This is a genomic window from Nocardioides pyridinolyticus, from assembly GCF_054653575.1.
This window is the reverse complement of sequence record NZ_BAAIFY010000024.1, coordinates 52422-67202: the sequence shown is the minus strand read 5'-3', so window position 1 is coordinate 67202 and position 14781 is coordinate 52422. Positions and strand designations below refer to the sequence as shown.

Here is a 14781-nt window from a genome sequence, read left to right as displayed (position 1 = left end):
CGCACGACCGCTCCGGCGTGGGCGGGCAGCACGAGCCCGTCCCGCTGGAGCGACGCGCCGGCCGGCGTCGCGAACAGCACGTCGGTCGCGCCGGTGGGCACCGTCGCCTCGGCGTCGCCGAAGTTCACCGCCACCAGCAGCCGCCCGCGCCGCATCGTGAACACCCGTGTCGCCTCGTCCGCCGTGCACGTCACCGACCGGAACGACGGGTCGGTGAGGTCCTCGTGGGTCCGTCGCAGCTGCGCCAGCTCGCGGTAGACCTCGAGCAGCCGCGCGTGCCGGCCGCCGGTCGCCTCGGTCCAGTCGAGCTTCGACCGCTCGAACGTCGCCGGGTCCTGCGGGTCCGGGACCACGGCCGGGTCCCAGCCCATCCGCTCGAACTCCGCGATCCGGCCCTCGGCGGTCGCCTTCCCGAGCTCGGGCTCGGGGTGCGAGGTGAAGAACTGGAACGGCGTGGACGCCCCCCACTCCTCGCCCATGAACAGCATCGGCGTGAACGGCCCGCACAGGGTCAGCAGCGCCGCGCACGCCAGTTGGTCGTCGTCGAGCACCTCGGTGATGCGGTCGCCGCGGGCGCGGTTGCCGATCTGGTCGTGGTTCTGGCTGCACACCACTAGCCGCCAGGTCGGCATCGCCCGCAGGTCGACCGGGTAGCCGTGGTCGCGGCCGCGGAACGACGACCACGTGCCGTCGTGGAAGAACCCGCGCTCGCACACCTTGGCCAGCGCCGACAGCGGCGCGAAGTCGGCGTAGTAGCCCTCGGTCTCGCCGGTGAGCGCGACGTGGACGGCGTGGTGGAAGTCGTCGCTCCACTGGGCGTCCAGACCGTAGCCGCCGGCCTCGCGCGGGCGGATGAGCCGCGGGTCGTTGAGGTCGGACTCCGCGATCAGCGTCAGCGGCCGGCGCAGGTGCGCGGACAGAGCCGCCACCTCGACCGAAATCTCCTCGAGCAGGTGCTGGTGGCTCGCGTCGTTGAGCGCGTGCACGGCGTCGAGTCGCAGCGCGTCGACGTGGTAGTCCTCGAACCACATCCGCACGTTGTCGAGCACGTAGCGGCGCACCTCGTCCGACCCGGGACCGTCGAGGTTGAGGAAGTCGCCCCAGGTGTTGGCGCCGGACTTGAGGTACGGGCCGAACGCCGGCAGGTAGTTGCCGGACGGACCCAGGTGGTTGTAGACGACGTCCTGCACGACGCCGAGCCCGGCGGCGTGGCAGCCGTCCACGAACCGCTGGTAGCCCGCGGGGCCGCCGTACGGCTCGTGCACCGCGAACCAGCCGACGCCGTCGTAGCCCCAGTTGTGGGTGCCGTTGACGGCGTTGACCGGCATCACCTCGACGAGGTCGACGCCGATCTCGCGCAGGTGGCCGAGCTTGCCGAGCGCGGCGTCGAAGGTGCCCTCCGGGGTGAAGGTGCCGATGTGCAGCTCGTAGATGACCGACCCCGCGAGCTGTCGTCCCGTCCAGGTGGTGTCGTTCCAGACGTAGTCGGAGGGGGAGTGGGTGCGCGAGCGCTGGTGGACGCCCGCCGGCTGACGGCGCGACCGGGGGTCGGGTCGCGGCGTGTCCGAGTCGTCGATCAGGTAGCCGTAGTCGACCCCTCCTTCCGAGATGTCGGGGACCGGGCCCGACGGCGACCACCAGTCGTCGTCGGCCTTGCTCATCTCGACGATCGCATCGCCCACCGACAGCCGCAGTCGCGACGGCAGGGGCGCCCAGACGTCGAAGGGTCCGCGTCGTTCCCTGGGGTGGTTCACGAGTCCTCCCTCACGAGCAGCGCGACGGGGTGGGTGTCGAGCAGGTCGGCGAGCCGGCCGTCGGTGGACGTGCCGGTCAGCACGTCGTGCCAGCGGCCGGAGGGCAGGTCGAGCACCGTGTCCTCCCAGCCGCCGCGGGCGGCGAGGCCGACGGGCAGCCGGGTCGCCACGGTGATGACGCCACCGCGGTCGAACGCGACCACGTGGCCGGCGGCCGGACCGGTCGCGAGCACCGGCGCGTACGACGTGAACAGGTCCGGCCGCGTCCGCCGCAGCGTCAGCGCGGAGCAGGTGACGTGCAGCTTGTCGACGGCGTCGTCGCTGTCCTCGCCGGCCAGCACGGCCGCGCGGTGGTCGAAGTCGACCGGCCGGCGGTTGTCGGGGTCGACCAGCGAGGTCTCCCAGAGCTCGGAGCCCTGGTAGACGTCGGGCACGCCGGGCATCGTGATCGCGAGCAGCTTGGCGGCCAGCGAGTTCGCCCGGGCCGGCTCGTCGATCCGCGCCGCCAGGCCGGTCAGCACCCGGTGCACCTCGTCGGAGGAGAACACCGCGTCGACCGCGGCGTGGACGGCGGCCTCGTACGCCTCGTCCGGCTCGGTCCACGTGGTGCGGTCGCCGGCCTCGCGCATGGCCTTCTCGGCGTACCCGTGGAGGCGGTCGGGGAGGTCCGGCAGGTGCTCGGGCGTCCACGCCCCGAGCACCGCCTGCCACAGCAGCGAGCCGAAGCCGGGGTCAGGCACGGGAGCCAGCTCGAGCAGCGACGAGAGCGCGGCCTCCCACGCCTCCGGGATCTCGGCGAGCACGGTGATGCGGGCTCGCACGTCCTCGCCGCGCTTGGTGTCGTGGGTGGAGAGCGTGGTCATCGCGTGCGGCCAGTCGCGCTGGCGCAGCGTCATCGCGTGATGGAAGTCGTCGACGTCGACCGCGAAGACCGACGGGTCGCCGCCGACCTCGTTGAGCGAGGTGAGCCGCGACCACCGGTAGAACGCGCAGTCCTCGACCCCCTTGGCCATCACCATCCCGCTGGTCTGCTGGAACCGGCGGGCCGGCTGCGTCCACGGGTCGGAGAGGACGGGCTCGAGGGCGTCGAAGGTCTCCGCCAGCCCGGGCTTGCTCGCGCGGGCCGTCGCGAACGCCGCGTCGAGGTGCTCCCGACCCTCGGGCAGGTAGGAGCGGTAGACCGGGAAGCAGGCCAGCAGCTCGGCGATCGCGTCCTCGGTGCGCTCGTCGCCCTCCAGCTCGCGAGTGATCCGCCGGACCTCGGAGTGCAGGATGCCGTCGGCGACCGCGCGCTTGTTGTCGTGGACCATCCGGTGCCAGTTGACCTCGCCGCCGCGCAGCCGCGTCTCCAGCGCGTCGAGCGGAGCCTGGCCGGCGGGGTCGGTGAGCACCCGGTCGACGAACGCGAGCGCGTCGTACCCCGTCGTGCCCTGCGTCGCCCACGACGACGGCAGCGCCTCGCCGGTCTCGAGGATCTTCTCGACGAGGACGTAGGCGCCCCCGGTGAGGGCGGCGAGGTCGTCGAGGTAGCGCTTCGGGTCGCGCAGCCCGTCGGGGTGATCGACGCGCAGCCCGTCGACGAGACCCTCCTCGAACCAGCGGCGGATCTCCACGTGCGTCTCGGCGAAGACCTCCGGGTCCTCGACGCGGACGGCGGCGAGCGTGTTGACCGCGAAGAAGCGACGGTAGTTGAGGTTCTCGTCGGCCTCGTGCCAGTTCACGAGCCGGTAGTGCTGCTCCTCGTGCGTCGTCGTGCCGGGCGCCATCGGGAACCGCTGGTCGTGGTAGCGGAGCTCGCTCTGCCCGTCATCGGAGGCGACCACCTCGATCGCGCTCTCGTCGTCGTCGCCGACGACCGGGATCAGGATCTTGCCGTCGCCGGCGGCCCAGTCGACGTCGAAGGCCGTCGCGTGCTCGGACTCGCGGCCCAGCCGCAGCACGTCCCACCACCACGGGTCCTCGGCCGGCGTGGCCACGCCGACGTGGTTCGGCACGATGTCGACCAGCACGCCCATGCCGAGCCGCCGGGCCTCCGCGGACAGCGCGGCCAGGCCCTCGGCCCCGCCGCGCTGCGGGTCGACGTGGTCGAACGCGACGACGTCGTACCCGTGCTGGCTGCCGGGCTCCGACGCGAGCAGCGGCGAGAGGTAGACCCAGTCGACGCCGAGGTCGTGGAGGTACGGCAGCCGTCGGGCGGCCTCGAACAGGTCGAAGTCGGGCGTGATCTGGAGCCGGTACGTCGAGGTGGGGATCCGCACCCGCCTCAACCCCGCTGGGCCTGGGCGACGGACGCGGCGACCGACAGGTCGGGCTCGACCTCGGGCTCGTGGTGCTCGCGCAGCACGACCGTGCTCCGGGAGGGCAGCGTGAAGGTCGCGCCGGCCTCGAAGGTGCCGTCGTCGTCGGCGGAGCCACCGGTGTCGACGACGACGTCCCACGCCTCGGCGTACTCCGCGGGCGGCAGCGTCACGGTCGCCTCGCCGTCGGCGTTGAAGTAGAGCAGGAAGTGGTCGTCGACGATCTGCTGCCCGCGCTCGTCGCGCCCGGCGATGCCGTGCCCGTTGAGGTACATGCCCAGCGCCTGCGCGCCGTCGGTCCAGTCGTCGTCCTCCATCGGCCGGCCCTCGAGATGCAGCCAGACGATGTCGTTGAGCCGGTCGCCGTCGCCGCCGTCGGGCACGCGGACCGTGCCGCCGGTGAAGAACCGCTTGCGGCGGAAGGTCGGATGCTCGCGGCGCAGGCGCGACACCGCCGCGGTGAACTCGATCAGCGGGCGGTCGGCGTCGTCCCAGTGCATCCAGGCGATGTCGCTGTCCTGGGCGTAGGTGTTGTTGTTGCCCTGCTGGGTGCGGCCCATCTCGTCGCCGTGCAGCAGCATCGGCACGCCCTGGCTCAGCAGCAGGGTCGCGAGGAAGTTGCGCTGCGAGCGGGCCCGCGCGGCGAGGATCTCCGGGTCGTCGGTCGGCCCCTCCGCGCCGTGGTTCCACGAGCGGTTGTGACTCTCGCCGTCGTTGTTGTCCTCGCCGTTGGCGTCGTTGTGCTTCTCGTCGTAGGAGACCAGGTCGCGCAGGGTGAAGCCGTCGTGGGCGGTGACGAAGTTGATGCTGGCGAACGGCCGGCGGCCCGAGTGCTCGTAGAGGTCGGAGGAGCCGGCGAGGCGGGAGGCGAACTCGCCGAGCGAGGGCTCCCCGCGCCAGAAGTCGCGCACGGTGTCACGGTACTTGCCGTTCCACTCGGTCCACTGGGGCGGGAAGCCGCCGACCTGGTAGCCGCCGGGGCCGATGTCCCACGGCTCCGCGATCAGCTTGACCTGGCTGACGACCGGGTCCTGCTGCACGAGCTCGAAGAACGTCGACAGGCGGTCGACGTCGTAGAACTCGCGCGCGAGCGTCGACGCGAGGTCGAACCGGAAGCCGTCCACGTGCATCTCGGTGACCCAGTAGCGCAGCGAGTCCATGATCAGCTGCAACGAGTGCGGGTGGCGCACGTTGAGGCTGTTGCCGGTGCCGGTGTAGTCCATGTAGTAGCGCTGGTCGTCCTCGACCAGGCGGTAGTAGGCCGCGTTGTCGATGCCCTTGAAGCTCAGCGTGGGTCCGAGGTGGTTGCCCTCCGCGGTGTGGTTGTAGACCACGTCGAGGATCACCTCGATGCCGGCGGCGTGCAGCGACTTCACCATCGACTTGAACTCCTGGACCTGCTGGCCCAGCGCGGCGTCCTCGTCGCGGGCCGCGGCCGAGTAGTCGGCGTGGGGCGCGAAGAACCCGAGCGTGTTGTAGCCCCAGTAGTTGCGCAGCCCCTTCTCCTGCAGCGTGCTGTCCTGGACGAACTGGTGCACCGGCATCAGCTCGATCGCGGTGATGCCGAGCTTGGTGAGGTGCTCGATGACCGCCGGGTGCGCGACGCCGGCGTACGTCCCGCGCTGATCCTCGGGTACGTCGGGGTGCAGCTGGGTCAGGCCCTTGACGTGCGCCTCGTAGATGACGCTCTCGTTGTAGGGGTAGTCCGGGCGGCGGTCGCCCTCCCAGTCGAAGAACGGGTTGATGACGACGCCCAGCGTCATGTGCGGCGCGGAGTCGTCGTCGTTGCGCGAGTCCTCGTCACCGAACGTGTAGGAGAAGAGAGCCTGGTCCCAGTCGATCTCGCCGGCGGTCGCCTTGGCGTACGGGTCGAGCAGCAGCTTGCTGGGGTTGCACCGCAGGCCCTGCCCGGGGTCCCACGGACCGTGCACGCGGTAGCCGTAGCGCTGCCCCGGCTGGACCGCGGGCAGGTAGCAGTGCCACACGTAGGCGTCCACCTCGGTCAGCTCGATGCGGGTCTCCACGCCGTCGGCGTCGAACAGGCAGAGCTCGACGCGCTCCGCCACCTCGCTGAAGAGGGCGAAGTTCGTCCCGCTCCCGTCGAACGTCGCGCCCAACGGGTAGGCCCGCCCCGGCCAGATCTCCATGCTGCTCCCCACGTCCGCCACTGCGCATCCCCTCACTTGGATCGATCAAAGCAGCCGTACCCGCTTCCGCGGTACCCCGAACCTCGTGTGTGGGCGACGAGCGGGGAACAAAGTCCGGGCGGGGGTAGGTTGTCGATCGTTGTGAGTGTCAACCGAATCGGGCCCGGGGTCAGCCGCGCGAGCGTCGGGCTGCGCAGCGAGCGCGGCCCCGTGCTCCTGGCCGTCATGCTCAGCGTCGGGCTGGTCGCCATCGACTCCACGATCCTCGCGACGGCGGTGCCCGCGGTGGTGGACGACCTCGGCGGCTTCACGCAGTTCCCGTGGCTGTTCTCGGTCTACCTCCTGGCCCAGGCCGTAACCGTGCCGGTCTTCGCCAAGGTCGCCGACCAGTTCGGGCGCAAGCCGGTCCTGCTCGTGGGCATCGGCCTGTTCCTGCTCGGCTCGCTGCTCTGCGGGCTGGCCTGGGGCATGGGCGCGCTCATCGCCTTCCGGGCCGTCCAGGGCATCGGCGCTGGCGCCATCGGGCCGATCACGGTGACGATCGTCGGTGACCTCTACACACTGGAGGAGCGGGCCAAGGTCCAGGGGTACGTCGCCAGCGTCTGGGCGCTCGCCTCGGTCGTCGGGCCGACGCTCGGCGGGGTGTTCGCCGACTACACGTCGTGGCGGTGGATCTTCCTCATCAACCTGCCCCTCGGCATCCTGGCCGCGGTCATGATCGCGCGCCACCTCCACGAGGAGTTCGAGCGCCGCTCGCACCGGATCGACTACGCGGGCTCGCTGCTGCTCACCGCCGGCGGCGTGCTGCTCCTCCTCGGCCTGCTCGAGGGCGGCGTGCGCTGGGCCTGGTCGTCGCCGACCAGCATCACGCTCTTCGCCGTCGCCGCGGTGCTGCTCGCCGGCTTCGCGTGGGTGGAGCGGCGGGCGGCCGAGCCGGTGCTGCCCCTCTGGATCTTCCGGCACCGGGTGGTCGTGGCGGCCATGGTCGCCTCGCTCGTGGTGGGCGTCGTGATGATGGGGCTATCGACGTACGTCCCGCTCTACGGGCAGGGGGTGCTGGGGTACGGCGCCGTCGCGGCCGGCTTCGCCGTGGCGGCGATGACGCTCGGCTGGCCGATCGCCGCGTCGAACGCCGGGCGCCTCTACCTCACGGTCGGCTTCCGGGCGACGATGCTGCTGGGCGGGGTCGTGGGCAGTGCGGGGGCGGCCCTCCTGCTGCTGATCGGTCCCGACAGCTCGATCCTGGTGCTCGCCCTGCCGTGCTTCGTCATGGGCATCGGCTTCGGGCTGGTGGCGAGCCCGTCGGTCATCGCCGCGCAGTCCTCCGTCACCTGGCAGCACCGCGGCGTCGCGACCGGGTCCACCCTGTTCGCGCGCTCGGTCGGCAGCGCGATCGGCGTGGCGATCTTCGGCGCCGTGGTCAACCACGTGGTCGCGGCCCGGCTCGGCCAGGGCGTGCCGGACGTCGCGAGCCTCACCCCGCAGGTCCTCGACCCCGCCATCCACCAGGTCTTCCTCGCCTCCGCGATCGCCGCCGCCGCCCTCCTCGTCGTCGGCCTGGTCATGCCGCGTCGGATGGAGCAGCCTGCGGGCCCGTGAGCGCAGGCTGTCCTTGCTTGCGGGCGACCGCGGGCCCGCGTTGGATGCGGGCATGACGGCAGAGCTCGACGTCCCGGTCGGTCCGCACGAGCAGGAGCCCCACGAGGGCGGCCTGAACAACCGGCTGAACTGGCTGCGCGCGGCGGTCCTCGGCGCGAACGACGGCATCGTCTCGACCGCCGGCATCGTGATCGGCGCCGTCGGTGCCACCAGCGACCGGTCCGCGATCGTCATCGCCGGCGTCGCCGGCCTGGCCGCCGGCGCGATGAGCATGGGCGCGGGCGAGTACGTCTCCGTCAGCACCCAGCGCGACAGCGAGCTCGCCCTGCTCGCCAAGGAGCGCCGCGAGCTGCGCGAGGAGCCCGAGGAGGAGCTCGCCGAGCTCGCCGGCCTCTATGTCGAGAAGGGCCTCGACGAGGAGCTCGCCCTCGAGGTCGCGCGGGCCCTCACCGCCAAGGACGCGCTGGCCGCGCACGCCGAGGCCGAGCTCGGCATCGACCCCGACGACATCTCCAGCCCGTGGCACGCCGCCTGGGCGTCGATGTTGTCGTTCACCGTCGGCGCGCTGCTGCCGCTGCTGACGATGACCCTCGGCTCCGAGCAGCTCCGCCTCTGGCTGACCATCGCCGTGGTCGTCGCCGCCCTCGCGGTCACCGGCTTCGTCAGCGCCCGCCTGGGCTACGCGCGGCCGGGCCGGGCCGTGGTCCGCAACGTCGCCGGCGGACTCTTCGCCATGGCGGTCACCTACGCCATCGGCTCCGCCCTCGGCACCCAGCTGTAAGGCATGACCACCGACCCCATGGCCTGCTGCGCGCCGCCCGGCGGCACGCCGGACTGCGTTGTCGTCAGTCGCCGGGACTCCGTCCCGCCTCCCTCCTCCGCCTTGCCAGCGCACTCGCCGGACGACGCTCGCGACGGCCGGGGGCCGGCGGGCATGCCGGCATGACCACCGACCCCATGGCCTGCTGCGCGCCGCCCGGCGGCGCGCCGGACTGCGTTGTCGTCAGTCGCCGGGACTCCGTCCCGCCTCCCTCCTCCGCCTTGCCAGCGCACTCGCCGGACGACGCTCGCGACGGCCGGGGGCCGGCGGGCATGCCGTCATGACCAGGCTCTTCGTCGCGCTGGTCCCGCCCGAGGCGGCCGTCGAGCACCTCGACGACTTCCTGGAGGTACGGCGGTCGGCGGCGTCGTTCCGCTGGGCGACCCCCGAGCAGCTCCACGTCACCCTCGCCTTCCTCGCCGAGGTGGAGGAGCGCCGCATCGAGGACCTGTCCGAGCGGCTGGCCCGCGCGGCCGCGAAGCGCACCGCCTTCGAGACCGCGATCGCCGGGGGAGGAGCGTTCCCGAACGCGGGCCGGGCGCGGGTCCTCTGGGCCGGCCTCGACCTCGACGAGCACGGCCGCACGGAGCTCGACCGGCTGGCCACCGGCTGCCGGGCCGCGGCCAACCGGGCCGGGATCGAGGTCGACGGCCAGCGGTTCCGTCCGCACGTGACCGTCGCCCGGCTCGGTCGCCCGGCCGAGGTGTCGAACTGGGTCCGGCTGCTGGACGGCTACACCGGACCGAGATGGACCGTCGAGCGGATCACGCTGGTGGCGTCGTATCTCGGCGAGGGCCCGCGCGGGCGGCCCCGCTACGAGTCCGTGGACGAGTTCCCTCTCTCGGGCCACGCCTGAATCCCCCGCCTAACGCCTGCTGCGCGCCCCCATCTGGGCGCGCTGGCTGCGTTGTCGCACCTCGACGGGCCTCCGGCCCGCCTTCGGCACTCCGCCTTGCCAGCACACCCATCTGGCGACGCTCGCGACGGCGCTAGTCGGCGGCTTCAGGCTGCGCCCCGATCCGGCGCAGCGCGGCCAGCAGCGAGGCGTCGGGCGTCTCGTCGGGGATGCCGTCGACGACCTCGGGCTCGAGCGGGTCGAGACCGCGGACCTCCTCGTGCAACCGCTCCATGTCGGAGTCGAGCGCATAGGCCGTCTCCGCCGCGTCGCGCAGGCAGGCGAGGAGCTCCGCGGGCACGTCGCGCCGGTACTTGTAGTAGATCTTGTGCTCGAGGCTCGCCCAGAAGTCCATCGCGATGGTGCGGAACTGCACCTCGACGCCGACCGGGCGCGGGCCCTCGGACAGGAAGACCGGCACCTCCACCAGGGCGTGCAAGCTCCGGTAGCCGTTCGGCTTCGGCTCCATGATGTAGTCGCGCACCTCGACGATCCGGACGTCCGGCTGGTGGGCGAGCACGTCGAAGACGCGGTAGACGTCCGACGTGAAGCTGCACACGACCCGCACGCCGGCGATGTCGACCACCCGCTCCCGCACCTGCTCGAACGTAGGGTGGTCGTCGAGGTCCAGCCCCTTGCGCTGGATCTTCTCCAGCAGGCTCTCCGGCGACTTCAGGCGGCAGCTGACGCTCTCGATGGGGTTGTAGTCGTGCAGGTGCAGGAACTCGTCGCGCAGGATGTTCAGCTTCGTGACCACCTCGTCCATGCCGAAGCGGTGCTCGAGCATGAAACGACGGAAATCCTCCTCGCTCGAGGCGCTCGAGGCGTTCGAGGCGTTCGATGCACTGGTGGTCACCGGTCCACCCTACGAAGACCCGCCCAACCTCGGCATCCGTGTCAACGTGGCCCTGGACACTCGCACCGGCCCGCGAAGTGCCCTAGGTTGCCACGGGTGAAGATCGCTGTGGCGAGAGAGACCCGGGAGGGCGAGGCGCGAGTGGCGTTGGTCCCCGAGCTGGTCGGCAAGCTGACCGGCCTGGGGTACGACGTCCTGGTGGAGCCCGACGCGGGCCGGCATGCGTTGATCGCGGATGCCGACTACGAGGCCGCGGGCGCGTCGGTGGACGCGGGCGCGGTGGAGCAGGCGGACGTGCTGGTCTCGGTCCAGCCACCGGGCACGGACGTGGTGCGGCGCCTGCGGTCGGGGGCGGCGACGGTGTCGTTCCTGCCGACGGGTTCTGGCGGTGCTGAGCCGGAGGTGGTGGTCGCGCTGCGCGACGGCGGCGTCACGTCGTTCGCGATGGAGCTGGTGCCGCGGATCTCGCGGGCGCAGTCGATGGACGCGCTGTCCTCGCAGGCGCTGGTGTCGGGCTACCGGTGCGCGATCGTCGCGGCCGGGATGTTGCGGCGGTTCTTCCCGTTGAACATGACGGCCGCGGGCACGGTGCCGCCGGCCGAGGTGGTGGTGCTCGGTGCCGGTGTGGCGGGTCTCCAGGCGATCGCGACCGCCAAGCGGCTCGGCGCGGTGGTGAAGGCCTACGACGTGCGCGCGGCCGCCGCGGAGGAGATCCGCTCGATGGGCGCGCAGGCGATCGACCTCGAGCTCGACACGCTGGAGGGCGCGGGTGGCTACGCCCGGGAGATGACCGAGGAGCGGGCCGCGCTCCAGATGGAGCGGCTGGCGCCGTACGTCGCGGCCGCGGACGCGCTGATCACGACCGCCGCCGTCCCGGGCCGCCGGGCGCCGCTGCTGGTGACCGGCGCGATGGTCGAGCAGATGAGGCCCGGCTCGGTGGTCGTGGACCTCGCGGCCGAGACCGGCGGGAACGTCGAGGGCGCGGTGGCCGGTGAGGTGGTGCGGATCGGCAACGCCCAGGTCTGGGGCGGGCAGAACGTGCCGTCGCAGATGCCCGGTCCGGCGTCGAGGCTCTACGCCCAGAACATCGTCAACATCGTGACGCTGATGACCGCCCGGTCCGAGCCCGAGCAGGAGGGCGGCTCGTTCGCGCCCGACTTCGAGGACGAGATCGTCGCTGGTTCGTGCGTCACCCACGCCGGGGAGATCCGGCACGAGCCCACCCGGGCCGCTGTGGAAGGAGCGAGCTGATGGAGGCGTCGATGAACGAGGCGGTCGTGTGGCTGACGATCTTCATCCTGAGCGTCTTCGTCGGCATCGAGGTGATCTCCAAGGTGTCCTCGACGCTGCACACGCCGCTGATGTCGGGCGCCAACGCGATCCACGGCATCATCCTGCTGGGCGCGGTCCTGGTGACGGGTACGACGGACAACGACGTCGCCCTGGTCGTCGGGTTGGTCGCGATCGTGCTGGCCGCGGTCAACATGGTCGGCGGCTTCGTGGTGACCGACCGGATGCTCCAGATGTTCGTGCGGAAGAAGAAGCCTGTTCCCGCCAAGACCGAGGGGGAGGCGGCCTGATGCCGACCTGGGTGCAGCTGGTCTACCTGGCCTGCGCGGTCTGCTTCATCCTCGCGCTCAAGGGCCTCTCCGGGCCGAGGACCGCGCGCGCGGGCAACCTCGTCGGCGCCGCCGCGGCCGTGGTCGCGGTCGTCGTCCCGTTCGTCTACCTCGACCTCGACCACGTGCCGCTGATCGCGGGCGCGATCGCGGTCGGCACCCTCGGCGGCGTCGTGGGGGCCCGCAAGGTGCAGATGACGCAGATGCCGCAGATGGTCGCGCTGTTCAACGGCGTCGGCGGCGGCGCCGCCGCGCTCGTGGCGTTGCTGGAGCTGCACGAGCTGCTGGGGCTGGTCGCGCACGAGGACGTCTCCCCGGGGTCGGTCGGCTGGTTCGTCTTCGCCGCGACCGCGTTCACCATCGCGGTCGGCTCGATCTCCTTCTCCGGCTCGATCGTCACCTTCGCCAAGCTCCAGGAGCTGATGACGTCGCGGCCGGTGGTCTTCCCCGGCCTGCCGATCGCGTTCGGCCTGGCCGGGCTGGCCACGATCGTGCTCGGCGTGCTCACCGTCACCGGCCCCACGGTGACGATCGGCGTCGTGCTCGCCCTGCTGGGCCTGCTGATCGGCGTACTGCTCGTGCTGCCGGTGGGCGGCGCGGACGTGCCGATCGTGATCTCGCTGCTCAACGCGTTCACCGGCCTCACGGTCGCCGCCGGCGGCTACGTGCTCGAGAACGTCGTGCTGCTGGTGGCCGGCACCCTCGTCGGCGCGTCCGGCACCTACCTGACCCTGCTGATGGCCCGTGCCATGGGCCGCTCGGTGTCGAACATCCTCTTCGGCGCGCTCAAGGGCGGCTCGACCCTCGGCGCCGGCGAGGCCTCGGACCGGCCGGTCCGGTCGGCGGGCCCCGAGGACGTCGCGATCCTGCTCGGGTACGCCGACCGCGTGATCATCGTCCCCGGCTACGGCCTCGCGGTCGCCCAGGCGCAGCACACGCTGCGCGAGCTGGTCGACGTGCTCAGCGGGCGTGGCACGAAGGTCGACTACGCCATCCACCCCGTCGCCGGTCGCATGCCCGGCCACATGAACGTGCTGCTCGCCGAGGCGCAGGTGCCCTACGAGCAGCTGATCGAGATGGACCACATCAACGGCGACTTCAAGCACACCGACGTCGTCCTCGTCGTCGGCGCCAACGACGTGGTCAACCCGGCCGCCAAGACCACCCCGGGCGCCCCGATCTACGGCATGCCGATCCTCAACGCCGACGAGGCCCGCCAGATCGTGTTCATGAAGCGGTCCATGCGCCCCGGCTTCGCCGGCATCGAGAACGAGCTGCTCTTCGACCCCAAGACCACGCTGCTCTTCGGCGACGCCAAGGACTCCCTGGGCAAGCTGCTCAACGCGGTCAAGGGGCTGTGACCTGTGGGCCGCTGGGTCGTTGACCGGGCATGACTGACGACGACGAGCGGTTCGGCCGTCCCGACGGACACCGGTACGACGCCCCCGAGTCCGACGAGACCCGGGTCAGCAAGGAGTGGGCCTACGCCGCCCTCGGGATCCTGGTGGTCGTCCTCATGGTGCTGATCGCGACCGGCACGGTGCCCATCTTCCCGGGCTGAGCGAGCTCAGCCCGCGACGCCGTACAACCGGTCGCCCGCGTCGCCCAGGCCGGGGACGATGTAGCCCTTCTCGTCGAGCTTCTCGTCGAGCGCGGCGGTGACGATCGTGACCGGGACGTCGAGCCCCTCGAGCTCCTGCTCCAGGCGGGCGCAGCCCTCGGGAGCGGCCAGCAGGCAGATCGCGGTGATGTGGTCGGCACCGCGGTTGGTGAGGAACTTGATCGCCGCGGCCAGGGTGCCGCCGGTCGCCAGCATCGGGTCGAGCACGTAGCACTGGCGGCCGGAGAGGTCGTCGGGCAGGCGCTCGGCGTACGTCGACGCCTCCAGCGTCTCCTCGTTGCGGATCATGCCGAGGAAGCCGACCTCGGCGGTCGGCAGCAGCCGCATCATCCCGTCGAGCATGCCGAGACCGGCGCGCAGGATCGGCACCACGAGCGGCTTCGGGGTGGCCAGCGAGACGCCGGTCGTCGGCGCGACCGGGGTCACGATGTCGTACGGCGTGACCCGGACGTCGCGCGTCGCCTCGTAGGCCAGCAGCGTCACGAGCTCGTCGGCCAGCCGGCGGAACGTCGGCGAGTCGGTGTTCTCGTCGCGCAGGTGGGTCAGCTTGTGGGCGACGAGGGGGTGGTCGACGACGTGGGTGCGCATGGTCGGAACCCTAATGGTTCTGGGGCGCCAGGGGGTTGGCCCGGTCGCCCCCGTCTGTCACGCTGGAACGCGGATCGCACCGAAGGGAGGTACTGCCGTGGTTGACCAGCTCGAGGGGATCGACTTCGCCCTGGCTGCCTTCCGCGAGGAGGGCGCCTGGACCGTCGAGGAGCTCGCCCACGACCTGCTCGACGACGTCGAGAGCGTCGCCCACGCCCTGCGCCGGTTCCCGGGCGATGGGGGCGCGGTGGCGATGATCGCCGTCGACGAGGACTTCTTCGTGATCGTGCGGGTCGCGGGCCCGAGCACCCGCGTGCTGCTGTCCGACATCACCGCCGCGGACGAGTGGGAGCTCGCGAGCTCGGCGGTCGACTTCCTCAACCTCCCCGAGCCGGAGGACGAGGACGACCAGGTGCCGGCCGGCGACCTGGACCTGCTCGGCGACCTCGGCATGCACGCGATGGACATGGGCGTGCTGCTCGACGACGTCGACCTCTACCCCGACGAGATGCTCTCCGACATCGCCCGCCGGCTCGGGTTCGGCGAGCTCTTCGACGACGCCGTCGGCCTCACCTCCGCGTGAGC

General features: G+C 71.8%; 13 protein-coding genes. 8 read left to right on the top strand and 5 right to left on the bottom strand.

From position 1 onward, the window contains the following. From treZ to glgX, 3 genes are all read right to left on the bottom strand, one after another. Positions 1–1754, bottom strand: a 1754-nt coding sequence (gene treZ, locus ACYQ0U_RS18170; RefSeq protein WP_459975292.1) for a malto-oligosyltrehalose trehalohydrolase, incomplete at its 3' end; no start/stop codon positions are given. Then, positions 1751–4012 (bottom strand): malto-oligosyltrehalose synthase, encoded by a 2262-nt coding sequence (gene treY, locus ACYQ0U_RS18165; protein ID WP_459975291.1) that lies wholly within the window; start codon positions 4010–4012, stop codon positions 1751–1753. The genes treY and treZ, both read right to left, overlap by 4 nt. Before the next feature lie 5 nt (positions 4013–4017). Continuing rightward, a complete protein-coding gene (glgX, locus tag ACYQ0U_RS18160) occupies positions 4018–6198 on the bottom strand; it encodes a glycogen debranching protein GlgX (RefSeq protein WP_459975290.1) in 2181 nt (726 codons plus the stop codon). A 141-nt stretch (positions 6199–6339) separates the two neighbouring features. On the opposite strand from glgX, the gene ACYQ0U_RS18155 reads away from it, so the two are divergent. The 3 genes from ACYQ0U_RS18155 (at position 6340) to thpR (ending at position 9473) form a co-directional block, all read left to right on the top strand. Continuing rightward, positions 6340–7797, top strand: a complete 1458-nt coding sequence (locus ACYQ0U_RS18155; RefSeq protein ID WP_459975289.1) for an MDR family MFS transporter — start codon at positions 6340–6342, stop codon at positions 7795–7797. Between the two features lie 52 nt (positions 7798–7849). Beyond that, on the top strand, positions 7850–8578 hold the full coding sequence (locus ACYQ0U_RS18150; RefSeq protein WP_459975288.1) for a VIT1/CCC1 transporter family protein: 729 nt from the start codon (positions 7850–7852) through the stop codon (positions 8576–8578). Between the two features lie 319 nt (positions 8579–8897). Then, positions 8898–9473, top strand: coding sequence for an RNA 2',3'-cyclic phosphodiesterase (gene thpR / locus ACYQ0U_RS18145; RefSeq protein ID WP_459975287.1), 576 nt, complete (start codon positions 8898–8900; stop codon positions 9471–9473). A 133-nt stretch (positions 9474–9606) separates the two neighbouring features. On the opposite strand, the gene ACYQ0U_RS18140 is transcribed toward thpR, so the two are convergent. Next, a complete protein-coding gene (locus ACYQ0U_RS18140; RefSeq protein ID WP_459975286.1) occupies positions 9607–10368 on the bottom strand; it encodes a GTP pyrophosphokinase in 762 nt (253 codons plus the stop codon). Between the two features lie 96 nt (positions 10369–10464). Here ACYQ0U_RS18140 and ACYQ0U_RS18135 point away from each other — a divergent pair, with 96 nt between their 5' ends. From ACYQ0U_RS18135 to ACYQ0U_RS18120, 4 genes are read left to right on the top strand one after another with little or no spacing between them, the layout of a single operon-like run. Beyond that, on the top strand, positions 10465–11619 hold the full coding sequence (locus ACYQ0U_RS18135; protein ID WP_459975285.1) for an NAD(P) transhydrogenase subunit alpha: 1155 nt from the start codon (positions 10465–10467) through the stop codon (positions 11617–11619). Further along, the gene (locus ACYQ0U_RS18130; RefSeq protein ID WP_459975284.1) at positions 11619–11948 is read left to right on the top strand and encodes an NAD(P) transhydrogenase subunit alpha part 2; all 330 of its coding nucleotides are present in this window, start codon (positions 11619–11621) and stop codon (positions 11946–11948) included. Before ACYQ0U_RS18135 ends, ACYQ0U_RS18130 begins: the two co-directional genes overlap by 1 nt. Further along, positions 11948–13348: an NAD(P)(+) transhydrogenase (Re/Si-specific) subunit beta gene (locus tag ACYQ0U_RS18125; protein WP_459975283.1), complete on the top strand. Its 1401-nt coding sequence runs from the start codon at positions 11948–11950 to the stop codon at positions 13346–13348. Before ACYQ0U_RS18130 ends, ACYQ0U_RS18125 begins: the two co-directional genes overlap by 1 nt. 29 nt (positions 13349–13377) lie before the next feature. Further along, complete coding sequence (locus ACYQ0U_RS18120) at positions 13378–13548, top strand: hypothetical protein (RefSeq protein ID WP_459975282.1); 171 nt, start codon at positions 13378–13380, stop codon at positions 13546–13548. A gap of 6 nt (positions 13549–13554) precedes the next feature. On the opposite strand, the gene upp is transcribed toward ACYQ0U_RS18120, so the two are convergent. After that, a complete protein-coding gene (gene upp, locus ACYQ0U_RS18115) occupies positions 13555–14196 on the bottom strand; it encodes a uracil phosphoribosyltransferase (RefSeq protein WP_459975281.1) in 642 nt (213 codons plus the stop codon). Between the two features lie 97 nt (positions 14197–14293). On the opposite strand from upp, the gene ACYQ0U_RS18110 reads away from it, so the two are divergent. Beyond that, a complete protein-coding gene (locus ACYQ0U_RS18110; protein ID WP_459975280.1) occupies positions 14294–14779 on the top strand; it encodes a tRNA adenosine deaminase-associated protein in 486 nt (161 codons plus the stop codon). Positions 14780–14781: the final 2 nt, after the last annotated feature.